The 24,948-nt window shown below is 50.0% G+C and carries 33 protein-coding genes and 2 pseudogenes; 10 read left to right on the top strand and 25 right to left on the bottom strand.

The genetic code is table 11. The annotated features are described in order from the left end of the window. Positions 1-23: 23 nt before the first annotated feature. From M2407_RS05450 to M2407_RS26245, 14 genes and pseudogenes are all read right to left on the bottom strand, one after another. Complete coding sequence (locus M2407_RS05450) at positions 24-599, bottom strand: phage baseplate assembly protein V (protein ID WP_310445617.1); 576 nt, start codon at positions 597-599, stop codon at positions 24-26. A 37-nt stretch (positions 600-636) separates the two neighbouring features. Further along, the gene (locus M2407_RS05445; RefSeq protein ID WP_259216992.1) at positions 637-1,191 is read right to left on the bottom strand and encodes a hypothetical protein; all 555 of its coding nucleotides are present in this window, start codon (positions 1,189-1,191) and stop codon (positions 637-639) included. 7 nt (positions 1,192-1,198) lie between these two features. Next, positions 1,199-1,855: a hypothetical protein gene (locus tag M2407_RS05440; RefSeq protein WP_259216991.1), complete on the bottom strand. Its 657-nt coding sequence runs from the start codon at positions 1,853-1,855 to the stop codon at positions 1,199-1,201. Between the two features lies 1 nt (position 1,856). Next, on the bottom strand, positions 1,857-2,225 hold the full coding sequence (locus M2407_RS05435) for a head-tail joining protein (protein WP_259216989.1): 369 nt from the start codon (positions 2,223-2,225) through the stop codon (positions 1,857-1,859). Positions 2,226-2,234: 9 nt separating this feature from the next. Then, positions 2,235-2,645 carry a DNA-packaging protein FI gene (gene gpFI, locus M2407_RS05430; protein ID WP_259216986.1) on the bottom strand — a complete coding sequence of 137 codons (411 nt, stop codon included), beginning with the start codon at positions 2,643-2,645 and terminating at the stop codon, positions 2,235-2,237. Positions 2,646-2,704: 59 nt separating this feature from the next. Continuing rightward, entirely contained in the window at positions 2,705-3,733 is a 1,029-nt protein-coding gene (locus M2407_RS05425; protein WP_122078792.1) for a major capsid protein, read from the bottom strand. A 66-nt stretch (positions 3,734-3,799) separates the two neighbouring features. Then, the gene (locus M2407_RS05420) at positions 3,800-4,126 is read right to left on the bottom strand and encodes a head decoration protein (protein ID WP_259216985.1); all 327 of its coding nucleotides are present in this window, start codon (positions 4,124-4,126) and stop codon (positions 3,800-3,802) included. After that, positions 4,123-5,424: a S49 family peptidase gene (locus tag M2407_RS05415; protein WP_259217323.1), complete on the bottom strand. Its 1,302-nt coding sequence runs from the start codon at positions 5,422-5,424 to the stop codon at positions 4,123-4,125. The genes M2407_RS05420 and M2407_RS05415 overlap by 4 nt, the downstream gene beginning before the upstream one ends. A gap of 19 nt (positions 5,425-5,443) precedes the next feature. Further along, positions 5,444-7,045: a phage portal protein gene (locus M2407_RS05410; RefSeq protein ID WP_259216984.1), complete on the bottom strand. Its 1,602-nt coding sequence runs from the start codon at positions 7,043-7,045 to the stop codon at positions 5,444-5,446. Next, a complete protein-coding gene (locus M2407_RS05405) occupies positions 7,042-7,248 on the bottom strand; it encodes a phage head-tail joining protein (RefSeq protein WP_026142328.1) in 207 nt (68 codons plus the stop codon). The genes M2407_RS05410 and M2407_RS05405 overlap by 4 nt, the downstream gene beginning before the upstream one ends. A gap of 1 nt (position 7,249) precedes the next feature. Beyond that, positions 7,250-9,175, bottom strand: coding sequence for a phage terminase large subunit family protein (locus M2407_RS05400; protein ID WP_259216982.1), 1,926 nt, complete (start codon positions 9,173-9,175; stop codon positions 7,250-7,252). Continuing rightward, complete coding sequence (locus M2407_RS05395; protein WP_259216980.1) at positions 9,150-9,704, bottom strand: terminase small subunit; 555 nt, start codon at positions 9,702-9,704, stop codon at positions 9,150-9,152. Before M2407_RS05395 ends, M2407_RS05400 begins: the two co-directional genes overlap by 26 nt. A gap of 370 nt (positions 9,705-10,074) precedes the next feature. Then, entirely contained in the window at positions 10,075-10,500 is a 426-nt protein-coding gene (locus M2407_RS05390; protein ID WP_259216978.1) for a hypothetical protein, read from the bottom strand. Positions 10,501-10,547: 47 nt separating this feature from the next. Then, positions 10,548-10,800 (bottom strand): annotated as a pseudogene (locus M2407_RS26245) (DNA polymerase III subunit theta). A 161-nt stretch (positions 10,801-10,961) separates the two neighbouring features. Here M2407_RS26245 and M2407_RS05380 point away from each other — a divergent pair. Beyond that, a complete protein-coding gene (locus M2407_RS05380) occupies positions 10,962-11,204 on the top strand; it encodes a hypothetical protein (RefSeq protein WP_259216977.1) in 243 nt (80 codons plus the stop codon). Positions 11,205-11,440: 236 nt separating this feature from the next. Here the strand turns inward: M2407_RS05380 and M2407_RS05375 are convergent, their stop codons facing one another. From M2407_RS05375 to M2407_RS05365, 3 genes are read right to left on the bottom strand one after another with little or no spacing between them, the layout of a single operon-like run. Further along, positions 11,441-11,824 (bottom strand): hypothetical protein, encoded by a 384-nt coding sequence (locus M2407_RS05375; protein ID WP_259216976.1) that lies wholly within the window; start codon positions 11,822-11,824, stop codon positions 11,441-11,443. Further along, the gene (locus tag M2407_RS05370; protein ID WP_259216975.1) at positions 11,821-12,255 is read right to left on the bottom strand and encodes a lysozyme; all 435 of its coding nucleotides are present in this window, start codon (positions 12,253-12,255) and stop codon (positions 11,821-11,823) included. Before M2407_RS05370 ends, M2407_RS05375 begins: the two co-directional genes overlap by 4 nt. Next, complete coding sequence (locus M2407_RS05365; protein WP_259216974.1) at positions 12,242-12,643, bottom strand: phage holin family protein; 402 nt, start codon at positions 12,641-12,643, stop codon at positions 12,242-12,244. Before M2407_RS05365 ends, M2407_RS05370 begins: the two co-directional genes overlap by 14 nt. Before the next feature lie 343 nt (positions 12,644-12,986). On the opposite strand from M2407_RS05365, the gene M2407_RS05360 reads away from it, so the two are divergent. Both M2407_RS05360 and M2407_RS05355 read left to right on the top strand, forming a co-directional pair. After that, positions 12,987-14,015, top strand: a complete 1,029-nt coding sequence (locus M2407_RS05360) for a hypothetical protein (RefSeq protein WP_259216972.1) — start codon at positions 12,987-12,989, stop codon at positions 14,013-14,015. Continuing rightward, the gene (locus M2407_RS05355; protein ID WP_259216971.1) at positions 14,008-14,544 is read left to right on the top strand and encodes a hypothetical protein; all 537 of its coding nucleotides are present in this window, start codon (positions 14,008-14,010) and stop codon (positions 14,542-14,544) included. The genes M2407_RS05360 and M2407_RS05355 overlap by 8 nt, the downstream gene beginning before the upstream one ends. Positions 14,545-14,573: 29 nt before the next feature. On the opposite strand, the gene M2407_RS05350 is transcribed toward M2407_RS05355, so the two are convergent. The 7 genes from M2407_RS05350 to M2407_RS05320 form a co-directional block, all read right to left on the bottom strand. After that, positions 14,574-14,936: an antiterminator Q family protein gene (locus M2407_RS05350; RefSeq protein ID WP_259216970.1), complete on the bottom strand. Its 363-nt coding sequence runs from the start codon at positions 14,934-14,936 to the stop codon at positions 14,574-14,576. Between the two features lie 53 nt (positions 14,937-14,989). Beyond that, entirely contained in the window at positions 14,990-15,988 is a 999-nt protein-coding gene (locus M2407_RS05345; RefSeq protein WP_259216969.1) for a DUF968 domain-containing protein, read from the bottom strand. Then, a complete protein-coding gene (locus M2407_RS05340) occupies positions 15,985-16,356 on the bottom strand; it encodes a RusA family crossover junction endodeoxyribonuclease (RefSeq protein ID WP_259216968.1) in 372 nt (123 codons plus the stop codon). Before M2407_RS05340 ends, M2407_RS05345 begins: the two co-directional genes overlap by 4 nt. Then, positions 16,353-16,700: a hypothetical protein gene (locus M2407_RS05335; protein WP_259216967.1), complete on the bottom strand. Its 348-nt coding sequence runs from the start codon at positions 16,698-16,700 to the stop codon at positions 16,353-16,355. Before M2407_RS05335 ends, M2407_RS05340 begins: the two co-directional genes overlap by 4 nt. Then, complete coding sequence (locus tag M2407_RS05330) at positions 16,697-17,740, bottom strand: helix-turn-helix domain-containing protein (RefSeq protein WP_259216965.1); 1,044 nt, start codon at positions 17,738-17,740, stop codon at positions 16,697-16,699. Before M2407_RS05330 ends, M2407_RS05335 begins: the two co-directional genes overlap by 4 nt. A 198-nt stretch (positions 17,741-17,938) precedes the next feature. Beyond that, positions 17,939-18,472, bottom strand: coding sequence for a YmfL family putative regulatory protein (locus M2407_RS05325; RefSeq protein WP_259216963.1), 534 nt, complete (start codon positions 18,470-18,472; stop codon positions 17,939-17,941). A gap of 27 nt (positions 18,473-18,499) precedes the next feature. Then, positions 18,500-18,697 (bottom strand): Cro/CI family transcriptional regulator, encoded by a 198-nt coding sequence (locus tag M2407_RS05320; protein ID WP_198639951.1) that lies wholly within the window; start codon positions 18,695-18,697, stop codon positions 18,500-18,502. Between the two features lie 82 nt (positions 18,698-18,779). On the opposite strand from M2407_RS05320, the gene M2407_RS05315 reads away from it, so the two are divergent. Both M2407_RS05315 and M2407_RS05310 read left to right on the top strand, forming a co-directional pair. Next, positions 18,780-19,439, top strand: a complete 660-nt coding sequence (locus M2407_RS05315; RefSeq protein ID WP_259216961.1) for a helix-turn-helix transcriptional regulator — start codon at positions 18,780-18,782, stop codon at positions 19,437-19,439. 140 nt (positions 19,440-19,579) lie between these two features. Then, positions 19,580-20,500 carry a hypothetical protein gene (locus M2407_RS05310; RefSeq protein ID WP_259216960.1) on the top strand — a complete coding sequence of 307 codons (921 nt, stop codon included), beginning with the start codon at positions 19,580-19,582 and terminating at the stop codon, positions 20,498-20,500. Between the two features lie 27 nt (positions 20,501-20,527). On the opposite strand, the pseudogene M2407_RS05305 reads toward M2407_RS05310, so the two are convergent. Then, a pseudogene (locus M2407_RS05305) lies at positions 20,528-20,740 on the bottom strand (hypothetical protein). A 213-nt stretch (positions 20,741-20,953) separates the two neighbouring features. Here M2407_RS05305 and M2407_RS05300 point away from each other — a divergent pair. From M2407_RS05300 to M2407_RS05280, 5 genes are all read left to right on the top strand, one after another. Beyond that, on the top strand, positions 20,954-21,268 hold the full coding sequence (locus tag M2407_RS05300) for a hypothetical protein (RefSeq protein ID WP_259216959.1): 315 nt from the start codon (positions 20,954-20,956) through the stop codon (positions 21,266-21,268). Positions 21,269-22,211: 943 nt separating this feature from the next. Then, positions 22,212-22,829: a 3'-5' exonuclease gene (locus M2407_RS05295; RefSeq protein WP_259216957.1), complete on the top strand. Its 618-nt coding sequence runs from the start codon at positions 22,212-22,214 to the stop codon at positions 22,827-22,829. Continuing rightward, positions 22,829-23,074 carry an excisionase gene (locus M2407_RS05290; protein WP_259216956.1) on the top strand — a complete coding sequence of 82 codons (246 nt, stop codon included), beginning with the start codon at positions 22,829-22,831 and terminating at the stop codon, positions 23,072-23,074. Before M2407_RS05295 ends, M2407_RS05290 begins: the two co-directional genes overlap by 1 nt. Further along, the gene (locus tag M2407_RS05285; RefSeq protein ID WP_259216954.1) at positions 23,055-24,182 is read left to right on the top strand and encodes a site-specific integrase; all 1,128 of its coding nucleotides are present in this window, start codon (positions 23,055-23,057) and stop codon (positions 24,180-24,182) included. The genes M2407_RS05290 and M2407_RS05285 overlap by 20 nt, the downstream gene beginning before the upstream one ends. 114 nt (positions 24,183-24,296) lie before the next feature. Then, positions 24,297-24,932 carry a hypothetical protein gene (locus M2407_RS05280; protein ID WP_259216952.1) on the top strand — a complete coding sequence of 212 codons (636 nt, stop codon included), beginning with the start codon at positions 24,297-24,299 and terminating at the stop codon, positions 24,930-24,932. Positions 24,933-24,948 lie beyond the last annotated feature (16 nt).

Here is a 24,948-nt window from a genome sequence, read left to right as displayed (position 1 = left end):
ATAAAAAAACCCGCCGGAGCGGGTTACATTTCGTTGTTCGGTTTGTCGGTGTCCCCGCCATGCGGATCGGGATGTGTGTGGTCGTTGAAAATTTCCCGGATCCGGGCCAGCGTGCTTTTGCCGTCGGAAATTTCTCCCATGGCGGACAGGTCCCCGGTGACTGCAGTATCCGCCTGCAGCTCCGTTTTTCCTTTAACCGTCAACGTGTCCGTTATTTCTACCGGCCCGCGCAACGTCCCTTTACCGATAATTTCATAGGTGCCGCCCTCCGGCAGTGCCAGCGTAAAGGCGTGGTCTTCGCGGTTGTAGCGAAACTCGCCGCCGTCGCTGTATCGGGTGATGTGCTCCGCCTCGCTGCCTTCTGGCGCCGGCATGGCGCCCGTATTCCAGCCAGGGAAAACCCGGCCGTTATTCAGTTCGCCAGCCTCAGATAACACGGTCACAGGGTCCCCAACTGCGCAGGGGTTGGAGTCGCTGCGATGGGCGCCGGCGAAACCCTGGCACATCGGGAGCCAGGTTGTGATGTTATCGCCTATATCCACCCGGCAAAACGGCTGCTTGCCATGCTTTACCGAATGAATAACCCCTCGGCGGACCATATTGGCAACCCGGCGCTGCAGGTCTGATAACGCGTCATCACTCATCGCCGGAGCCCTCTTTTTTCTCGTAGATCAGCCGATAGTCGTCAATGTGCGCGCTGCCGATATTCGGAGCCTTGCCCAAAAATACCTTTTTCAGTGGGCCAGCTTTCGATTCAAACGGATCTTCACCCATCGCGGCCACCTGGGTGAAGGTGATCCGCCAGACGATGTAATCATCCATCGCCACATCAAAATCATCGGGGCCGGCTCTGACAAACTCCGCCGGCTCCAGCCCTTCAAGCCCAAACGTTTTACCCTCTATCCATTGGCTAAGGTCAGCTGCAGCCGTGCGAATATAAATCTGAGGTTTTGAAATGTCGGCCGTCGCTGAGCGGTCCACAACAACAAAGAGATCGTGTTCAAATTCAACGCGCAACTGACCATCAGAACCGGGGGAATTCTCCCAGCCGGCGATTGACAAATACACCGCCGGCGTTTCCAACTGCGTGACCACCTCCGGGTAATCATCAGCATTGACTACCCACGCAACTTCGCGCAGCGCAGACAATATCGCATCGTGATAGCTGGCCATTAAAATCGGTGTTGGCATACGTCCCTCACACGTTGATCCGCATCTTCACGCGGCCTTTTAAATCCATTTCAAAGTGATGGAAGAAAATCCGTGCAACATCTGAAAAGGCGTTATCTTCGATGTAGTCCAGCATCGGGGCGTAAATATCGACCTCCGCCTCTTTCGCGCGGCGGGTCTGCGGGTCGCGAATTAATACCGTTCGCCGGCCGGCACGCGTTCGGCCCACCTCGCCATCAGGGAAGTTTTTAGCCGTCAGCAATTCGCCTTTAGGTTCAAAACCAACCTCTGCCGAGGCCCTACGCCTGGCGGCAATAAATCGCCCTGTCTGGGGGTCCCTGCGGTCATGGTGGGGACGGAGCCGGCCCTTAACGCGGCCTTTGAGATCCTTAACCTTGATTGCATTCAGACCAAACCACAATTTCCCCTCGTCCAGCTGCGCGCCACGGGTTAAGCGAAACGACAACAGACGCTTACGAATAAGGGATAAGTTACGGGGCGCTATGCCGGCTTTCATATCCCCGACAACGCGTTTTTTTAGCGTTGTCATGGTGCGATTTAAGGCCCTGCTATACGCGCGCATGTATTGCGTATGGTTGGCGCCGGCAGAAATTGCGATCCGCTGCAGTACCTGCAGATCGATATCAAAGGGTAAATCTCGCCTTAACCTGCTTGCTCGGGCCATATCATTTACTCCATTTGTCGATCGCCGGCGCGGGCTTCCCTGGCACTCCGCGCGCCAATGTAACAACACAGGTTCCTGTGTCGTCGGGGCCGACTTTCACCACCCAAAAGGCCTCCGCGCCAATCTCCACCCGATCTTTCGGTTTCAGGCCAGCAATCAGCGCCGTTTTAACAAATAACCGAGGGGCGACGTCCTGGACCGTTGCGGCGCCATAAGGCAGAGAAGTATCAGCGGCAGGCTCATCGAAAACGGCACGGACAGGCGTCGGCGCACCATTGATAGACACCACCATTTCCCGCCCCATCACCTCAATAATTCGGCTGTCAGCATCGAAAAGGGCCTCATCAAAAAGGTTATCGAACCCATCCATGCCGCCCCCTTAAAGCTCTGTCACGTGGCCAGCGTCTTCCAGGTCGTCCACGTCCGAGGCCAGCACGCGGACCGTATCGCCGGCATACGCCATTTTCACGGGTTGATTTCGCGTTTCATGCAATGCGTTGATATGCAACGTCGTTAGCACGCGGACCGTTACCCACTCGATTTCGCCTTCTGATTTTGGCGCCATTGGCTGGCGTTGTTCGGTGGTCGTCTGCAGCAACGGATCGGAACCAGACGCCCCACCGGTGCCACCGTCTGTACCGTCGCCGTCTTCCTCCAGAGCCTCAATTTCCTCTTCGGCTTCGCGGACACGCAGTTGCAGATCTGCGATAGTCCCTTCTGTGCTCAGCTCACGGCCCAGCACCTTACCCAGCTCGTCCAACTTGGTGATCAACTCGTCTTTATTAGCCATTGTGTTCTCTCTCTAAAACAGGGGAAAAGGGGCCGTAGCCCCTGCCTGATTAATCGGCGTTATGCGATTGTGATGACAACGAAATTGTCAGGCTCTGGCAGCACCATGAGCGGGGCGGATTGAGTCATCGTGTATTCGCTGCTCACGTCGCCTTTTGTGATCCAGTTTTTCGGATAACGTTTAGCGACGGTGATCCCTTCTGCGACAAACTCCGCATCATGGATCATGCCGTAACAGCGGATACCATCAGCCAACGTATTCCCCAGCACAATGGTGTTATCCGGCATATAGCGCGCTGTTTTGCCGTCCTCTTTCGCGTATTGGCCTTTCGTCACAACAATAGCCAGGTCGCCGTAATAGCCCTTGAAGGAGACAATGGCCCCCAGGTCTTTCAACGCCGTTTCCAGCTGAGAATTAGACCCGCGTCGGGTATCCATCTTTTCACGGAACAATTTGAACCCGTTCAAGACGCGCCAGGATAATCCGTCCATCACGGCAATATTGATGGCGCCGTTACTTTGGTCGGCGTACATATCCAGATCAAACGTCGGGTCAAAGGTATCCTGATCCTGTTTTGACCAGGCCGCCGCCCCACTCTGAATAATGTTGTTTGCAGGGTTCCGACCAAAATCGACTTCAACTTTCTCGAATTGCTCCCCCTCCATCAGATATTTACCCTTTAATACCGCCTGAACAGCCTGCATTTCTTCAACCTGAACAATGGATTCCTCTTCCTGTTTCAGATTCTGCGCAATAACACGTTCACGCCTGTACGCCGGATCCGCCAACATTGCAGGGTCCTCGCCCGGCAAACGGTCAACGACCATATCCGGTGTAACCTGGTGTTTCGGTTTGACATACCCGGGCTTTAGCGTGCGTGTCATCCCCCCCAAATTACGTAAAACCTTGCCCTCTACCTGAGGAGAAACGTACATGGCTATCGGCGCCCGACCGGTAATTTTGTCCAGCATCACCTCTTTGGTATCGAAAGTGATTTCACGCTTAAAAAACAGATTCAGGAACAACGCATTAAACTTGAGTTTGTCCTGGGTTACGCCAATCAGTTGACGCGTGGTAAACAGGCCCATAGGCCCTCCTTCTGGTAATAAAAAGGCCGCCAATTGGCAGCCTTTAGTTATGAGGGGGAAACCGTCTTAAGCAACGCTGATGGCGGTACCGATAAACGCATTTTGTTTTAACTGATCGGTCACACCGTCAGGCCAGGCGATAGCCTCAATAGCAAACGTCCCCGACTTGTAATAGGTCAGCAAGGGTGCGATACCATCATGTGCTAGCGCCAACACGGCGACAGCCGTTCCTGCCGCTGCGCCATCCCAGGCCACCAGTAAACCGCCTTCGGCCGCAAGCATCAGAGGCGTCAGTGCCAGAGTTGCCTTGGTCAGCCCACTGCTGGCCTTTGCGGTGTGTGCCGTATCGCTGCCGGCAAAAACTCGATGATCATTACGCTGTTCTACGGTCATGCATTTTCCCCTTGCGTTAAGAATGACGCTAAACGCGATACCCCGTCTTGCGCCTTGTTTTCACCGCTCCCCTGGCCCAGCGCTTCGGGAGAATCAGCCATCAGGCGATCAAGTCCCGTTTCAGTCCGGGCCTGAGCGCTTTCCGGCATACTGGCAAGAATGCGCTGGGCATTTTCTACCGTCATGCCTGGCGTAGCTGCCAGGGCACGCGCAGAGACGCCCCGGCCTTTGGCCTCATCACAATCTAAAATCCCCATGATGCGGGCATTTTCGGCCTGAATGGCATCATTAACGGCCGCAGTTACACTTCCTGCGGGCTGAGCCGTTGCCGGATCCGCTGCCGTTTGTGCTGTGGCCACTTCCGACCCGGTTGGCGTATCCGCTACGGTTTGGGTTTGATTTACTGACATTTGGCCTCCTATAGACCGGGTTACTTTTGAGTGACTGATAGCCTCACGCATGACCGCTAACGCATCGGTGTTGATAACCAACTCATCAGACAGACCTGCGTCTATCGATTCCTGGCCGGTATACACGGCCGCTTCGGTATCGAGCACCGCCTGAACGGAAATACCGGTATAGCCCGATACTTTTTCCGCAAAGGATTGTCGGATCGCGTTCATTTTTGCCTGAAATGTTGCCCGGACCTCCTTTGGCAAGGCTTCCCAGGGATTCCCGTCCACCTTGTGAGCACCGGCAAAAATCAGGGTGATATCGACGCCGGCTTGCTCCAGATTGCCGGCGTAATTACTGTGGGCCATCAGCACCCCGATAGAGCCGGCTTTGGCCGTTTGCGTGACCAGGCGCCGAGAGCACGCGCTGGCCAGCAACTGACCGGCGCTGCAGTTCATATCGTTGGCCAATGACCAGATCGGCTTTTGACTACGCAGACGGGCGATAATATCGGCCGCATCAAATCCGCCGGCGACCATCCCTCCCGGGGTGTCCATATCGAGCAAAATCCCGTCAACGTCGGGATCGTTAATTGCCGCTGTTACCCTGGAAACAATCCCGTTGTAGCCGGTCATGCCAGAATACGGACGCAAAGCGGCGGACTTGCTGACCAACGTCCCCGATATCGGGACAATGGCGATCCGACCCTGGATGTCATAGCCGTTATCCGAGACAGTCATTCGTCCGGGACCATAGGACGCGGCTAATTCGGTCATTTGCGGCGGTGATAAGACCGTGTTTGTTGTGCCATCAATCAGGCGCCCCATGCCCAGCTCGTTACCCAACGCGCAAAAGAAAACCCGCGCGTAGGCGGGTTCTAATAAAAGCGGCTCATTGAGTGCCATACTGGCGATATGGGGCAAGTTACGCGCTTGATCCACGCTGACCCCCCTCGTTTTGTGTAGAATTCTGCAGCTGAGCCTGGAAAGCTGCAGCCACCCACGCAGGCTGTGTTAAGCCGGCTGCCTTGCGTTCTTCTGCCTCCCGAACCTGCTGGCGGAAAATCTCCTGATAGTCTTCGCCCAGCTTGCCGCATTCCTTTTCAAAGGTACTTAAGCCCGCCTCTATCAGCATGACGGACTCCTGCACTTCTTTCAGGCCATCAATGGCCATGCGGCCGGCGCCGATCCATTCTGAATTACTCCAGGCACATCGCGCCTCACTGAATGAGAAACGGGCGCGGGATGGCATTTTTACCACCCCACGGATCAATGCTTCTTCCAGCCAACAGGAAAACATCATGCTCGCCTGGCGTGACGCAATAAACTTGCGGCGACCAAGGAAGTAACGCCAGGATTCATTAGCCGATGCCCGGGCACTGGAGTAACTCACCTGCGAATAATCGCGGGAAAGCTGTTCATAGGACACACCCAGACCGGCAGCGATGTATCTCAGCAGCGATTGTTCAAAGACTGAATAGCCGTTATCCGCGTTCTGCGCGGTTTTCAGTTCCAGTTTGTCCCCTGGGAACAGGTGCGGGACTTTGGCGCCGCCAAACTTCACTTGCGCGGCCTGGTAATAAATCAGGTATTGCTCCAGGAATTTATTCATCGGGGGTTCCTGGCCTTTCACGTTCCCTACCCCCAGGATGTAATCAAACGCCTTTTCTGTATCCAGCTCAGATTCAATGGTTGCGGCATACATCGCCTTAACGATCGCACTCTGCAGCTGCGTGTTCTGCAGCGTATCAAGCATCTTCATTTGCTCCATCACGCTGTAAAACCGGTTGGCTCCACGCGTCTGGCCATCCTCCAGGGGTTCAAAAATGTGGATCATCGCCGGCCGACCATTTGCCAGCTCACGGGGCACGTAGGAAACGCGGCGGGTGCCCCAGCTCGGATAGCTGTCATCCACCACGTTGTAACCAATGGCGGCACCATATTTGTCCAGCGAAACACCGGCGCGCTGCGTTTTGCTGTCGAGCACTCCGGGCGCGTTTCGGATACGTTTGGGGCTGACCATTTTAAACTGTGTTCGAAACAGTCGATGCGGAGCACGATCCCAACAAGGCTGGGTAAAGACCTCCCCGTTAAACGCGTGCATGGCCACGCCTTCACGGATCATCATCGTAAAGGTTCGTTTGCGCTCCACGTCCAGGCAACAATCAGGGTCCTCTGCGTACTCTCGCCAGGCCGCCTCTATCTCGTCAGAAAACGCTCGGGATTCTTCCTCAGCGATGCCGAGATATCGCCAGTTTGGCCGATAGCTAAGGCGAAAGAAGGAGCCGACGATATGATCCTGGTGCAACTGCACGCCATTGGCTGCGTAGCCGTTATTTCTCACCAGGTCATCAGCCCGGGCGTTCCCCCGTTCAAATTGCGGCAGTAATGCGGCATCCACGCTTTGAGAAGAGGGTTGCCAGCCGGCTATCTGGCCACCAAAACCCACACCGCCGCCTGTATAACCGGCGTACTCACGCAGCGGCGTCGCGCCATCCGGGCCGAGTAAAGTTTGATTTTTATTCATACCCCGAACCCCGCCGGACCTCGGCGCCGACTGGCTAACCCCAGTTGAACCTCTAAATCAGAGATATAGGCGCGCAGCTCGTTTAACGTGGCGGAGGTGAATGTCACGGCGCGCCCGTCTTTTTGAATCGATGCCACACGTTTACCCGTTAGCAGTTCATGTAAGGCTTTTCGGGCTTCTTCCAATTGTGCCAGTGTCGCCACGTTATCCTCCCAATTGAGCCGCCAGGGCGGCCAAGTCATTATTATTTCTGGCCTGCTGGCCGGACGGTGATTGTTGGCGGCTGGCCAGTAACACATCCAAATCCAGCTGCCAGCGCGAAACGCTGATACGCAAAGCCGCCAGGGCATAAACAAAACAGTCGAGGGCCTCGTTTCGGCGTTTTTTGGCGTCCCAGAGCAATTTAATTTTCCCTTTCTCATATTTTTCTATGAGTTCCTCTGCCGTCATCTGCTCGGCTTCGGCCAGGTCGAAAACCGCCGGATTATTCGGGTAGTGGATAAGCCCAGGAACGGGGGAGCCATCAGCGGAACGTTCCAGTTTGTAGCGGCTGTAAATGACTTCTTTGGCGACGTCAGTGCCGATTTCTGTCAGAAAAACGCCATGGCTGTTTTTCTTTCGCGGCATGTTGGCCACAGGCTTCCCATAAACGCTGGCTCCCTTGATCGGTATTACCCGGAAGAGGCCCAGCTTTTTCGAACGGTTATAAACAATCGCCGGATCGATACCGCCAGAGTCCCAGCAAACGCGGCCAATGGTCATGATCGTGCCGTCGGCTAACTGGTACTGTTTGTTGATGGCCTCATCAACACGCAGCAACGTTTCCTCTTCATCGTGCCGACCCATGATAATCACGCGATCGATCAGGAATGCCTCTTCACCTGGCGCCCAGCCCCAAACACGCATTTCATAACGGTCAAGCTGGGAGTCAATGCCGGCGGTGAGGTAAACCACACGATCGGGCACTTCTGCCCGGTAATGTTCGGCCAGCTCGAGCAGGGTTTCAGGTAACGGCCGCTCCCCCACTTCCTCGGCCCAGGTTTCGCCAAGCGTCGTGTTGGTGAACGTTTTCAGCTTGCCCGGGTCGCCCTTCGTCTTTCTAAAGTCCTTAACGATTTGCGCCCAGGTAGTAAACGAGCTGTAAGCGGTCCAGATGTGAAAGGATACTGATTCAGGTGGATCAACCTCCTGCCCCGTCGATTCGAACCAGCGGAGGCCATCAGACGTGTAAAGGCCCGTGTTTTCACAGATATAACGCGCATCACTAAAATTAAGTTCCTGCTGGCGTATCACGCAGGCGTTATGCTCACAGAGATAAAAAACAGTCTTCGGCTTCCCTGATTCCCACTTAAAACCGTATGGCGTTTCACGATCGCCGAACTTTAAAAACTGCTCCTCGCCGCAATGTGGGCATTTCACATGAAAACGCATCAAATGCCCGGACTCACTGGCGGCGCGTTCTATCTGGCATATGCCCCTGATTTTCGGTGTAGATCCGCGTATCGACTTTGGCCACACTGAGCCTTCTATGCGCTTATCGCCCAGGAACGTCGGCGAACCCTCTTTCTCCACATCCTCATCAAAGGCGGCCAGTTCGTCATAGCCAACATAATCGACCGATTTTTCACGGTAGTTTTTTGCCGCTTTACCTCCCAGGCACCAGAAACCCCGACCGTTCGAAAAACGCTTCATCGAAAGCGTGTTATCGCGGTGTTTTTTTCCGTACCAGGGCGCCATTGCCAAGAGACTGGGAACGTCGCGGATCGTCGGCTCGACGTGCGACTTCATAAAATTTTCAGCGTCGCCATCCGTCGGCTGCCACAACAGCCCGTTTCGCTGTTTGTGCTGGATAAAATACGCCACGACGGCCAGCAACATTTTTGAATAGCCGACGCGCGCCGACTTAATCAGGTTTACCTCCCGGATGTCATCGCTCCCCATTGCGTTCATGATCGCAACCTGAAACGGCATCGTTTCCCAGCGCCCCTCTTGATAGGAGGATTCTTTCGGGAGGTAATAAAATTCGTTAGCCCATTCGACCGCCGTCATAGGAACGGGGCGGAATAGCGAACGCAGACCGGCGGCAACCCAATAACGCAGCCGATCAATCCGTTTGTTCGATATACTCATTCAGCAACCCCGGAAGAATTTCATCCAGCGCAGCCGCTTTATTCATGGCTTTCACCACATCCCGCTTTAAAAATTCGATATGCCGATTTTCCAGTTCAGGAAAGCGCCGCTGCATTGAGAGAGGAATGCCGTCAAGAATGCCGGCAATCTCCCCCGCAACCTTTGACAGGACAAACATGCAGAAGCCGGTTTCCACTACCTCGGCGGAGTCTTTGGCGTTCTTTAATTCCTGGCCATCGGCCTGAGCGCGGGTTAAACGGTAGCGCTCATAATCGATAGTGCCGGGCTGCAAGGCCTCTTCCCCGCTTTGCTGCAGGGCATCCAGCTCTTTACGCAATATCTCGTTTTCTAACGAGGCCTCGCGGTCGGCGTACCAGGTAATAACGTCCTTTGTCGAATAGGTATTTTCCCCGCCTTTACCACCATTACCATCGCCGGCCACAACCGGCATCCCTTGCGATTGCCAAGTGGTGATAGTGCGTGTTGAAACTTCGAAGAGATCCGCCAGTTGTGCCTTTGTTACATTCATAAATCCCCCCGAAACTCCTTTTTATTAACATTTTTTTAACCGGGAAGTGATTTCCCGAAAATCGAGAGGATCCCAGCCGGATCGCTTCCCGCTTTGGCTATAGGTGAATCAATTAAAAACAATGGGTTAGGTATTAAGTGAGAAGGAAGTAGGATCCGCGTCTAAAAAACTCATAAATAGCGACTTTTCGCGCGTCTCCCGCCCCTCGGTGTTTTGAACTCCAGGAAGGACCCACAATGATAAGAATCATTATCACTTTTCAGTCCATCGCTCCCAGAATGGGGATGATGGCCTTGGTTATCGTGCATTACGCAGCGTCGGTTTGGGCACTCTGTGATAGGCAATAAAAAACCCGCCGTAGCGGGTTCTGTTATTTTGATAAATTTGGTCCAACACTGCAAAACCACTTCATATACAACATTTCCCCGCTTCTTGTGGGTAATTGCATTGATACATAGCCAGTGTCACGGTCAGCTATGACTTCCGCCCCCCAGTCCTCATGGATAAAGAGCTTTCCACCTCTATCGGTAAACCCCTCTTTACCATAGCGCTGCACATTCCAACCATCTATCTCGATAGAAGCAAATGTGCCATCTATCTTGCGAAGCCAACCTGAATTTAGGCTTCCGATTGGTTTGCTATGTGAGAAGTTAATATTTCTCTCAAGAAGCTTGCAGTGTAGTCGCCTCTTTTCTGTGTAATTAACCGAATCATCACTTGACGCAAAACTGGCATTTGCTATGAGCATCATCGTGAATCCGGGGATGACATACTTTGAAAGTTTTTTAAGAATCATTAAAATAATCACTAATAATAACAATATGAATTAAAACTATTTCAAAACTACTTTTTACCATTGTCCTCAGCTATTTTCAGGTATACCGGGCGGATCCGGTAGGTAGCCTTTTGCTCACATCTCGGTAATGCGCCACGCGCTCACGGAAGTATTCACGAAATGCTCAGGCTACTCTCGCTACACCTGCTCAGCTATCACTGGCTGGTTCATGTGCTCTTTGTACGCTACGCCTGACGCTGCAAGGTCAACGTTCACCTTATCCATTTCTTCTTTTGGCAGATTGCCGAGTTTGTATGACATTCACGACGTCTGTTCGAGAAAGTAGAAACAACACAAAGTAAATAATTCACAAGTTCACTATATTGATTTTAGCTTATATCCTAACACAATGTGATGTAGAATATTACATCCACAGTAAATCCACCAAAATTAATACTGCAACTCGCAGAATGGAGTTAAAAATGACAAAAAGTAAAAGAATCTCTTATAGCGGCAATGATAAAACTCGTGAAGACTATATCTTCTTAGATCTACTCGAAGATGGAACCTACCGAGTTAGAGAGGGTTACTCAGAAAACGTTGGTAAATTGAAGTGGTCTGGTGATGAAAATACTTACTCACCTGATGAATTCTTAGCCAAAAATCCAGGTTATGCAGACCGTGTTAGAATTTTAATTAGTGAATTTGAGTCAGGAAATAACTAACTTCTAACAATATACTCCGTGGTTAATTCAACGGAGTATATTTACGAATAAAATGCGTACCTGAATAACTTATAGCATCAGTTCCCCCCTTTAATATCGAATTCCTCCATAAATCCATAACTTCGACTTTCCCAGCGCAGATTTGTAGTGACGTCTGAAGCTCCAGCGTGTAGCTCAGTGCATCGCCCCAGGTGTCACCCTGCAATTGTGGTTGCTCACATGGGATGAATACGGACTCAGGGGGTAGCAGCACGACCTGTTGCGGTGCCGGTGGCTGCGTTTTGCTGCAGGAGGTCAATAACAGCGGCAGGCATAGGACTATTGCCACATTTATCGCTTTTAAGTGCATCGCGTAATTTCCTCTGGTACGTTTCCCCCTGCTGGCGCAGTTGCTGATTATTCTTTTGTTGTTCTGCCATCAGCGCGCGGTTACGGGTGTCCTGTTCCTGCATGGTGGCAATCAGTCCTGACTGCTGCGCCAGCGCCTCTTTCTGCTGCTTAACCTGGTCACCAGCCTTTACTGCGTTGCTGTGAAAGTAAAACGCCAGCCTGCCAGCAATAATCAGAGCCACCAGCAATAGACCTACCGCCATCGTACGGAAGCTGAATGAGGTGCTCATGACAAAAACGTCTCGCGTTCTGCCGTGCGACGCTTCACCAACCCAGGCATAACCTTGCCACCAGAGTTCTTCCATTTGGGAAATTCATCTGCCGCGCCTTTTGCATCACCGGCGTTGAATTTCTTCACCAGCGTTGAACCTGCGAACGCAGATCCGCCGATGTTGAATGCCAGCGATACCATTGCGTCAAATTGGTTCTGCGTCATTGAGCGCTTAATGGCGCTGTTTACCGTCAGCTCAAACAAGGCCAAGTCATCAGAAAGGAATTGCTCTGCCTGCTCCTGCGTGATGCGGTCACCCTGCTTCACTCCCTTGGTGTGACCCCAGCCAATCGTCCACGGCTTACCACCAGTACCGGGATCTGGATAAGCCATCAAGCGAAGGTCTTCAAACCCTTTGATGAAACCGCGCCCCTTTTTACTTATCTGCATCACTAACCCCCTTCCTATTCAAGCCGCTGATCCGCTGCAATATCGATATCGCGGCTTCACGGATTACCCTGGCACCGATAACTCCCAGCACTGAGAACACAAACAGCTCAATTTTCATCGTCTCGGTTTTGGATAGCACGTCACCCATGCCCGGTAGCATCTCAATGGACCGAACTAACAATGGGGAAAGGACTGGAACAGTAGTTACTGCTATAAGGCCGGTGAGTAATGCATCCACCAAGGCGGTTCGGATCTTTCCGCCGTAGAAAAGAACGCGACCAAATGCCAAGGCTGATGTAATTACCATGCCGTTTATCCAGTTGGCATTGTTCGAATAGAGATTTGCCAGCCAACTTAGGAAGGCATTGTCATTGTGGGGCATTTTCATACCTCCCCCTTCCGGGGTTCTGTCCCGGTACCGGGTGATAGAAATGGTTTAGCCTCCCGCCGTAGTCACTCAGAGACAGGATGTATTTGCGTTGTGGTTGACTGTTTTGGCAAGGAGGCTAAAAACGACAAAACCCCGCCGAAGCGAGGTTTCTGATTGGGTAAGCTACGTGACTGCGTAACCACTCTTATCACGTTACAGCAGTTTATGCGTACGCATAAGAAGAATTTTATAGTATTTTAAGAGTATACCTCTTGTTATTAGCAAATTAGTTTAAATTCAAATCATTACCACGATTATGATTTCAACTTGAGTGTGCGCATTTATGTGATAAGGAAGTGAAATGTCAAAAGAGATCAAGAATAAAAAAATCATCTATAAAGATGTATCTATCCCTGGGTCCACCAAAACATTGCAGCAAATGTTACAGGAGTTACTCACTAAGCATACCAAGGCGGATATGCGAAAGGAGATGGTCAACCCCAATGAAGAAAACCTGTTCAGGTTAATAAACAAAAATGAAACATTTCAAGGGGTTTTGTTCTGCCAATTGGTTGCCTTTGAACCTGGGCATTCACAGAGATATATCCAGTTAAAGAATGATGCAGAATCTTATGAAATTCGGTCTGTGACATCAGAAGAATTGTCTAAGATGAGTGTAACTGAGGCTGAAAGTCTACAAACAGAACAAGAGAAAATAATCAGAGAATTCATTGATTCTATTCTCTATTTTGGTGTTTTTGGTAATAGTATAGTTGTTATGCAGTCGCGAGCCTTAACAACTCGTGAGCTAGAAATTCATCTGAAGTGGCTGCTGGGGACATTGACTAACAACATTCCTCCAGAGTGTTTGCTTAAAGTTACCGACAAACCCAAAGAGGAGATCATTGAGGAGGTTCTTAAGCGTCCTGTGAAGTCTGTATCTATAGGCGCTCCAGTGGCGGCAATCAATGATATGAGCCAAGGAAGCGCTAACCCAAGCTGGGTACCGACAGGAACAGCATCAGATATGCTGAAAATCATGCTCGCTGAGAAGTGGGAAAACTTTATTAAATCTAGTAAGCTGGAAGATTGCTTAGATGATGCTAATTTAGAAGTCACCTTAAAAATCACATATAAACGCAAGACTTCTGATAGCGGCGAACGTATGTTACGTAACTTGGTTGATGCAACCAGGCACTATCCGGACGAAGATGTCACAGTGGAAATGGTTGGCGGCACTAAGTTAACAGGGAAAGATATTAGGTTATGGAACACAGTCAAGTTAACTATGCATAACAGCCTGATAGATGAACATGAACTTTATAGCCAAATGCACGAATGGCTTATGACGCTCGTGAATGCGGGACAAATAGAGCATAAAGATGACTAATATTACAGGACAAAAATCAACAGTATTTCTACCTAGCGCAGCGATGCACTTGGTTGTTATCGTGTTGTTGTTTTTTGTAGCCTGGAAAATTGCTGATAAATATATTGTTTTATCATCAATACCTTGGGGCGTACTAACTATACTGTTAGCGCCCATTGCTTATAGCATAGCCTTGTTTCATAAGCTTTCAGAAACTAGGAAAAATGTCGTCGAAGACATAAGTAAAGGTGAAGCTAGGAGGCTTGCACTCCTTGTTAACAGGAAAAGAAACTCATCAATAATCCTGCTAATAATTCAAATCACAATAATATTGTTTATAGCAATACTTAGCCTTTCAAATGGGAATGAGGTAATACAAAATCACATTAAATTACTGACTAACCTCGCAGTTTCGTTAATGATTTGTTCTTTTTATTCAATAATTCCTTCAGTTCTTGGGATCAAGGAAGTTAATGATTTTGAAGCAAAAATCAAACAGCGAAAAGCTCAGAATAAAAGAGTTAAAGCTACTCTCGAAAAGTTAAAATAGCCCAACGTAAATTGGGCTATTTAATTGATTTAATTATCAATATTTAATTTTGAATCCAACATTGATAAACACCCTCCAATAAATCCCTCGGCTGTTTGCATATCCTTCCTTACCGTTCCATCTGAACACTTTAGCTTTCTAGCAATCTTGCGCAGTGACATACCGTAAACATGATGTGCAATAACGAGGTCGTACTCTTCTGGTTTGTACTTCTTAAGCCGACTTACACACCCGTCGATCAGTAACCCATCATCATCACAGCATGATAGCTTTCCACTCGATGTAGGGGGCAACAGCCCTTTAAATCCCGCTGCAATTGGTGAGTAATCAATCCCACTGTCCTCGCGCGCCCACACACCCCACCGTTCCAAAATTTCGTACATATCTCTCATGCTTTAATCTCCAGGCGTCTGGCCCGCATGCCAGCTCGCCTATTACTCCACACTTATGAAATTGCACCGACCGATAACGAGTAGTCGATGAACCTGAACCACACCTCGATCTGACTGCCGTACTCTTCTTCCCACCGTGACAGGTCACGATGCAACTCATCGTGATGTTTCCGGCATAGCGGGATAGTAAAAAAATCATGTGCCTTGGTTGCCATGCCGCCCTGGCCATGACCAATGATGTGATGGGGGTCGTCAGACGATCCGCCACAACATGCGCACGGCTGAGACTTAACCCAGCGTGTAAATTTTTCGCTCGTCCAGCGTTCACGCTTCGGTATCTTGAATAATGCCTTTGGCGGCTCCGGATCGATTACCAACACCTTTGCAGCCTTCTTGGCTATCTCGGCGATCATCTGGCTTGGTGCCAGACTGGGGGTTATATCGGCCTCTTTCCGGGTACCTGATGGGATTGTGGTCGGCTTGATACGCAGTGATGCCGCCGCGACATTCTCAGGCAACAGATCAATGACCTCATTCACCCAGGCCCACCAGCACAGCTCCGGCAAAGTCAGTTGATGGCTCTCTTCAAACATGAAATGAACTCTGGCCCGATACACCACGAAATCAGCAATATTTTGTTCTGCTGTGGCTGATAGCTCATCCATCGTCTTATCACGGTACATATGCGAATGGTGCCAGCACAGACGAATAGCACCGGTGCCATAACGCATGGTCTCCATGTTCTTGTCGTGATAATCGTCCTCGGCACACTGGCGCTGACAGTCATGACGACGATCCAGCCAGCTCTCCAGGCTGTTAATGCCACCAGCGGCAGAAAGAACGCGCTCATGCTGGAAGAACGGACGGAAGCGCGGGTCAATGGCCAGCTGCTGTTCTGTTGCCGGTAATGCACCTGACGGCATTTCACGAAACTCAGCCGGTACCGTGGCCACCATCACCCGGTCACCGAACATCGTCAGCAAGTCATTGCCTGGCTTTAAGATGACCTGCCCCAGTTCGCGGACAACGATCGGCTTCAGTATCCCTCTCATGCCTGCACCTCGCTGATCCGTAGCTCTACCTTGCCGCCCTTGATTACCGGCCCCCACTTGGCATCTATATGCTTAATCTGGCTGTCATCGAGCCACACACCAGCCTGCGTCATAGCGTCAAACAATGCCTTGAAGAAGTTATCCAGATCCCGACGAGCCTTTGTTGGCGGGTAGAATACCACCGCTACCGATATGTCAGCGCTGATTGGCTTCGGCCGGCGGCGCAGTTGCTCCATTACCTGAGCGATAGCCTCTGCCTGAAATGCCCTGCCTCGCTCACTGACCAAAGTACGTCCACGGGATGATCCCTTGTTCGGCGAGCGCCAGTAGCCGTTAACGCTTGGGGGGAATGGCAACGTTAATTTCATGCTGGCTGCTCCTCTATGGCTACCAGGCGGTAGAAATAAACCAGCTTGCCCGTGTCCGGATCTTTCAACGTGCGTTTTTCCTTCACCAGCCCATGCAGTTTGGGGTCAACTTCACGCAGCCGGGCACTAATCGCCGCCTGGGTGTCAGCTACGTAAAACATCATGAAAACGGTTCGTTCCAGGTCGCGAAGCGTCATCCACTGGGCGCCGACCGCGGCCTGAATAACTCTCCCCATCTGGTTTTCTGGGTTGTCCTTCAGCATGCCTGCGAGGATTAATCGGCGGATGCCGCTGTTAACGCGATCGCTTTCGAACACGTCCACTGGAATCGTTAATTTTTTCATGATGCCAACCTCGCTAAGTCATTCTCGCTTGCCTTGGTGACCGCTTGAGCCCAAATGCCTACAAATGCCCGACGCGCGTCGTAATCACTCATGCGGCCCAATGACCCAGCCATTTCTTTAGCCAGACGTTCCACCTCGTTTTGTGGCTTACGACGCTGAGAGATCAGGCGGGTGTAAGCCTCGTCTCGCGCAGCGTTGTCAAACTTCTGAACTTTTGGCAGGTCATTAGCCCGCTCCTCTTTCACGCTCAGGTAGCACGTCTCGGTGATTAGGTAGTCGAAGTCCTTTTTGCGCCAGGTCTTGCCAGTGTTGGTGTCTGCTCGGTCTTCCAGCATCCAACGGCATTTTTTGGCGATGTAGCGGAGGTAAGCGCCCCATTTCTCTTCGGTCAGGTCGTATTCTTTCCAGAGCTTGCGCAGCACCTTACGGCGGCTATCAGTGATTTTGATAACCTTGGGCAATTCCGGCAGCGTGGTGTGGAATGCTTCGAGAACAACCTGATAATCGATTTTCAAAGAATCGGCGGGTTGCGGGTCGGCTGGCGTAGCCGGTTGACCAACAGGTTTTATTACTGATGGATCTTGTTTTGAATTTACTGACGGATCCCCCCCAGATTCTGGCGGGTGAGAACTGCCCTTTTTCGTGTTTTCTGAACGGTCGGATTCTGAACGTTCAGATCCTGACATGTCAGATTTTGAATGGTCAGATTCTGACGTGTCAGAAACTGGACGGTGAGACTCGACGCTTAATGCCGCGGCCTTCAGCTTTGGCACATTCAGGGTGTAAATGTTGCTGTCGTTGCGCTGCCCTCTACGGCGTTCCTTGCGTGTCAGCCATCCGTCACTTTCCAGTTCGCCTATTGCAGTGGTGACCGTACTCCGGCCAGCACCAATCTCACGGGCAATCTTTTCGATACCCGGATAGCAGATCCCCTCATCGTTCGAGAAGTCAGCCAGACGAAGCATTACAAGCAGCTTGGTCCCCTTCACACCGTGCGCAGCGCAGCCGTCCCAGACGTAACTTGAGACTTTCACGCTCATAGTGCAGCTCCCGGCGCCGGCAGTGCCAAATATTTGCAACGACCCACAACTTCCTGCAATGCGCTGTGGGTGACAGGCAACCAGCCGCCGGGTATTCTCATCACATAACGCAACGGCACTGGCGGTTTAGCGCAGCTCGCAGCTACACAACGAAATTGCCCACGCAAACGAGATTCTGTTACTCTGTTCATGCGTTAATTACTCCACACGTTTAATTGATGCACTCGACGCCCGGGACCGCATATCCTGGGCGTCACCCTCTCCAAACATCATCACCGTCACGGCGTATATCTCCGCCACCAGCGATTGAACCCGGTAACCCTTAGCTTTCAGCTTTCTGCTCTCGTCGTTGTCCAGCACCCCATCAGCTGTAAATTCGTTATGTGCTTTTGCAAACAGGCCTAGTGCTGACATCAGCTCGTTGAACTTGATCAACAACTCTTCGTTATCCGCCTGCTCGATTTCCGGAAGCTTCACGAATACACCACCAGCGTGTTTACACATCGCCTCGGTGATATCTGAACGGCCAGAGATCGACTCCATCTCAACAGCCATGCCCAACGGCACTACCTGTCCTGATACCTGGCGGACGCGGTTACGCAGTGCGTTTTCAGTGCCGGCTACCGGATCCAACTCCTTCGCCATCGTGCTGTACTTGCCTGGGAACTGAGTGATCAGCTTGTGTATCGCTTCGCTGATGTCGTCCTGGGTAGGAAAGTCTTTGTTGTCCACAAGGTTTCTCCGCTTCTGTGGTTTTGGTTAAGCCGCTGGGGCGGTAGACTTTTTGTAAAACGAAGGGTCGTAAGCCAGGACACCGCCAGTAATACGGCTTAATTTCAGCGCGACTCTTTCAGGGATGACTTCACCCCATTGAGATACGGCCGAATCACTAACACCGAGAGCGGCGGAAATCGCACGCTGAGATCCATAGTGCTTGACCACTTTTTCTTTGAGCATTTTTCACCTCACTTAATTTAAGATATCTTCAATTATTTAACTAAAGGAATCTTAAGTCAACTAGATTTAAGATTACTTAACTATGAAAAAAGAAACCGTAGGCGAGCGCATTCATGCGCTGAGAAAGTCGAAGAAGCTGAGTCAGGTGATCTTGGCTAAAAAGGTTGGTGTATCTAACGCTGCGATTTCGCAATGGGAGCGTTCAGAAACGGAGCCAAAAGGAGATAATTTACTGTCTCTCGCGGCAGCATTAGAATGCTCTCCATCTCATCTGCTATATGGCGATGCGATAGATGAAAACATCACATATGTAGGCAAGGTTCGACCAGGGCTCGTCCCTGTAGTTGGTGATGCCGTTTTAGGAGTTGATGGCATGATCGACATGGTCGAATACCGTGGTGGATGGCTGAAGATTTACAGCGATGATCCGAATGCTTATGGGCTTCGTGTCAGGGGTGACAGCATGTGGCCACGTATCCAGTCAGGTGAGTTCGTTCTGATTGAGCCTGGCACAACGGTGCATCCGGGTGATGAAGTTTTCGTTAGGACCAGTGATGGCCATAACATGATCAAAGTTCTGAATTATACGCGTGATGAGGAGTATCAGTTCACCAGCATCAACCAGGATCACCGCCCTATCACGATTGCCCGAGCAGAAGTTCAGAAGGTCGAGTATGTTGCCGGCATCCTGAAAGCTTCGCGTCATGTTGATAACGATGCAGTTACCGACTCCACGCTTTAACCGCCAAAGGTTGGCGTGTACATCAATTGAGGCTTTGCCGAATAAGTACACACAGCAGCGTAACTAGCAAAGACTGGTGCGCTTTGATTTTCAGGGAAAATATGTGGTTTGATCAACACCACAATTACCAAGGATATCAAATGGATAATGAAGATAAGGTCCTTCCCGGTCAACAGCTAGAAATGGCGGTCTTCCCCGTTAAAGAGGTTGAAGTTGAAGGTGTTCAGATGGGCGTTCTCAACAACGGAACTCCATATCTAACGATGCGTGGGCTAGCAAGATTATGTGGCGTAGATCACACGGCGATTGCCCGCCTGACAACTGACTGGATAGATCAGCGGCAAAGGCCACGCGGAAAGAAAATTGACTCCATTCTCCAAGGCAAGGGCCTTCGCCTTACTCAGTTATACTGGTCAGTTACAAATAAGGGAGTCGAAATCCGGGCATTCCCGACATCAGTTTGCATGTCGATTTTGGAATATTATGCTTTTGAGGCCGATCAGGTTGATAACTCAATTGCACTCAAGAATTACCGTGCTTTAGGCGATAGCGCTCTTCGTAGATTAGTATTCTTAAGTGTTGGGATAGATCCTGAGAATCCTCAGCGCGGTGCCTGGCAGGCGTTTCAAGATCGGCTCCAATTAAATTCACAGATTCCATTTGGCTTTTTCTCCGTTTTTAGCGAGATGGCTGAACTGTCATTAAAAATGATTAATACTGGATTTGATTTTGGTCCAGCATCTGTACCAGACATCAGCGTAGGTACCTTTTGGGCAAAGCACTGGTCTGCAAATCAATTAGACGAAAAATATGGGGCAAGAACAAAGCACCCCCATACTTATCCAGATTGGTTTCCACAGCATCGAGCCGGTCCAATTGAGGCCTGGATATACCCAGACGATGCTCTTGGTGAATTTCGTCGCTGGATGCAACAATCTTATCTCCCCACTAAGTTCCCAGCTTACATAGAATCGAAAACTCGCTCCGGCGCAATCCCAGAGGTCAATGCAATAAAGTTACTATCACAGGTGAAAAAGCCGACACCCCCCAAACTAAACTGAATACCCAACCCGGCAACCACGCCGGGTTTATTGTGCCTTACTCCCTCGCCTAACGAATGCTGCAGCGTCTCTCAGCACTCCTTTATGGACCGTGTTGCCAACGGTCCTCCGCTTCAATTCTAGATAGTCAATGATGTTGCCCTGGTTGATCTCTTAACCGTCAATCACAAGTTGCATTACTGCCTCTCCGATCTCACCGGCCATAAAAGCCGCCCGCTCGTCTTCCCAGTTTGTTTCCATGCCACCTCCGAACAAATTTTAATCAAAATACACCTCCCTCAGGTAAAAATCACTTATTTAAGTTATCTTCACTTTAATATTGACTTTGAATTTAAGACATCTTAATGTTTATTCATCGACAGCGAACAGGCAGGATGCCTACCAAGTAGCCGCCCGAGGCACACGAAGATCGGGATGATTCGCTTACCAGTGACACTGGCAGAGGGTTACACGATGAGTAACGCAAAATTCCAAGGCAGCAAAGGCCCGTGGCGTTTCGAAGGAAGGACAGGACGTTTATTGGATAGCAATGGTGATGTTATTTGTGGGTTCTGGGCAGAGTCTGATTTCTCAGGCTGCACCGATGCCATACACGGAACTTTGTGCGCCTCAGCACCAAAGATGCTGGAAATACTGCAAGAGATTATCGAAGGCAATAACAAATTTCGCATCGGTAAAGAAATGAAAGCGAAGGCGACAGAGGTAATAGGCCAGGCTCTGAACTGGGAAGGCGACGAAAGCTGGATGGATAAAGAAGAAACTGATTAAAACCACCGAGGCAATCATGAGCGCAAAAGGTTGGAAGGCATTGGTCTATAGCGTTGTGGTCTGTACCCCGTTTTGGTTGTTGGTTTTTGTGTAGTGGTGGCAGTCGCCGGGTGACCGGCGCACATCGGAATGCTCACTCGCCATTTCCCTCAGTTCTGGGAGCGGTGGAGGATCCTAACTCATGTGTGAGCAGCCCAATGTGAAGTGTCTTTTAACCCCTGTTGCTATCAGCTTCGGCTATGACGGTTTCAGCGGGAACATGAGAACAGGGAGCCTGCCCCATGACGAGAACAGGCACGCGAATGGAGGGCTGAATTATGTGACAGGTCATGGGTTACCCGAAAATTCAAGCGCGAGAAGAATGCACGTCCTCGCCGTAGGCTGGGGAGCCGGATAACGTAACCGGCACACAACAGGTAAGAGCATTGCACCGGATATGTGGCATAGCAGCCTCTGATGCAAGTTACTGGCGAGGTGGTTAGGCCGGAAAACCGCGTTCAAGCCAAGCGGCGCAAGGTGGTCAAATGTAGTGCTCTTTCCGTTGTGGTATCCGGTGATAGACGGGCTTCCTCCCCGTCTGTGGGTTCAACTCCCATCACCACACCTAATGCGCCGCGCCGGCGGCACTGCAGCGAAAGCAAGCGCAGATATCCGGCAAGTATTTTGCTGTGTGTAGTGAAGCCTTTGCGGCTGCTCTGATTTGGGTTGGTGTCAGCCGCATTTTTTCACATATCTGGTGGCGTACTGTTTCGGGTTCCCCTTATCCCTTTACACAGTATAAAGCCCCGGCGCGGTGCGCCACCTGATGTGTGAGTAATTAACCGGGAGCCAGCGCTATGCGGGTGTCTGGCCTCCATTCTTAAAACCCGATTTTCTCTCTGCGAAAAGTTGCCAATTCTGGCAGGGCTTCGCTTTGCCGAAAATCAGTGTGGGGTAATAAACGATGATCAACACAATCACGATCGACACGGAAACAATGGACGTTCAGGCATCAGCGGTGATCTTATCTATCGGTGGTTTTGCATTTGATATCGAAGATGTCGATGGAGTGCAGAACTCAATCATGGAGGTGGTTCGGAATCCTGAGCTGGCCGACTATTCTAAGTCTGCATTTTATGGGTTGGTTGATACTTTTGGTCAGTTAATTCAAGGCCGAACTGTCAGCGCCGAAACGCAACAGTGGTGGATAAAACAAGATGAAGATGCCCATGAGGCTCTAGCTGGAAATCGGGAACCTCTGAGTCAAACACTCGTAAATCTGACTTCTTGGATTCAACAACACCCAGGCGTGCGTATCTTTTTCCGTGGTACCGATTTTGATGGGTCTATCCTCGAAAGTGCATACCGTTCTTGCGGTCTAACATGCCCGTGGCATTTTGCAGGTAAGCGCGATGTTCGCACCTACATTGATGCAATGGTCAAAGGCACCAAGGGTTCTCTGCCTAAAACCCATCAACCATGTTTTGCTACGGTTAAACATCACTCCCTGCATGATGCCATGAATGATGCAGAACAGATGGCCATTGCCTACCGTCTGAATAGCCGACAGGTAGGTGCCTAATGCTGCAGATGCTGACGTTAGAAGAATGGGCTGCGGAGCGATATCGCAGCCAACCGCCCTCTCTTAATACCTTGCGGCGTTGTGCAAAAGAGGGTCACTTCGCCCCTCCTGCGCGTAAGGAAGGCAAATTATGGCGTGTGCGAGAAGATGCTGAGCTAGTTGGCCCACTCACTACTCCGGTCATTAAGCACAATGACAATCCGAAGCTCCAAAGGATACTGAACGATGGCAGCCAGACCGCGTAAGAACAATGTTGATATTCCTAACCTGTATCCGCTATTTAGCCGTAAGGCCAATAAGGTCTACTGGCGATACCGGCATCCGGTTACAGGGAAGTACCATGCTCTTGGTGACAATGAGCAGGAAGCTCGTGAGATTGCGATCGAAGCTAATAGCCGGCTTGCGGAGCAGCGTAGCCGGCAGATCCTGGCACTTAGCGATCGTGTGGCTCAAATTAAGGGTAAAAATATAACTGTCAGTACCTGGCTCGACCGGTATTGGAAAATACAGGAAGAACGACTTAGCACCGGTGATATCAAGACCAACACGTTTAAACAAAAACGTAAGCCTGTGGACCTTCTACGCCAAAATTTTGCAATGAAATCCTTGCCCGAGGTGGATGCCAGAGATATCGCTTCGTTGTTGGATGAGTACACCGACGCCGGACAGCCACGTATGGGCCAGGTTGTTCGCTCAGTGCTGATTGATGTATTCAAAGAGGCTCAGCACGTGGGTGAGGTTCCTCCGGGCTACAATCCCGCGCTAGCAACAAAGCAACCGCGCAGGAAGATTACCAGGCAGCGTTTGAATCTAGATGAATGGCAGAAGATTTTCGACATTGCTGATAAACAGCATCGATACATGGGCAATGCGATGCTATTGGCCGTAGTTACAGGACAGCGCTTGGGTGATATTTCAGCAATGAAATTCAGCGATATTTGGGATGACCACTTACATGTTGTGCAGGAGAAAACTGGTGCAAAATTGGCATTACCTCTTTCCCTTCGTTGCGATGCTTTGAACACGAGCTTACGTGAGGTTATCTCGCGTTGCCGAGATTATGCTGTCAGTCAGTATCTTGTACATTACTTCCGTTCGACATCAATGGCCCAACGTGGGGCCAAAGTGCCAGGAAATACCCTGACAACCAACTTTAGCAAAGCCAGGGATAAAACTGATATTGATTGGGGTGACGGCACACCAGCAACTTTTCATGAACAACGCTCACTTGCTGAAAGGCTCTATAAGTCCCAGGGAGTAAACACTCAGATACTTCTTGGACACAAAACGCAATCTCAGACTGACCGTTATCACGATGATAGAGGGAAAGATTGGATCACAATGAGCTGCTAAATTGTTGGCCCCCTCAAGACACACTAGATTAGATCTTAAATGCATAGATTGCTATTTTACATACTGTTATTTAACAGGTAAAATTCTCGCAAAACGAAATGACGAGGTGTTTATTTGAAAACCAAGATAAGTAATATAAGTTTAATAGAAGTTTTAACTCTATTTTTTTCATGCACGGCGGTATGGATATCATGGAATGGCCAAAACTATGTCGAAGCAGCGTACATCAGCAATAAAAAATTGATAGTTTATAGTGAGAGATACAAAGATAATCCAGAAATTACAAAACTAATTCCCATAGGTGATAACAAGAAAATACTTTCCGTACGAATTTCTTATCCGGATAAATTCATAAAAAATGTCGATTACATAGATGCTAGTGGTTTGTATGCATCTACCGAAAATATAAACATTAACATTGCAAGAATGTTGAAGAAAGATATAAAAGATAACAGTATTTCTTTCTCTATCCCTGTAGAATTACTAACAAAATATGCTGTCGATGGCGACGTTTTTTATGACAACTCCATATACTTTATTACATACAAAATCAATCTAGAAAAAGAAAAAGATAGCAACTACAAAGTTATTACTTATGAATCCCAGTTCGAATTCGCATCTAGAATACCAGATAGCATCACTTACTCACTTATAAGAAGAGTTTTTGGTGAAGATGAAACAATGGACATAAATAAGATGTTCGAAACAAATAGTTACTGGAGCTCCCTTGATTTTGTCCGCAGTCTATAATGGAAACATTAAAATC

The sequence above is a fragment of the Serratia sp. BIGb0234 genome (assembly GCF_024809915.1).
Classification (GTDB): Bacteria; Pseudomonadota; Gammaproteobacteria; order Enterobacterales; family Enterobacteriaceae; genus Serratia; species Serratia liquefaciens.
Note: the sequence above shows the minus strand (reverse complement) of the source record. Positions and strands in the feature narration are given on the sequence as shown.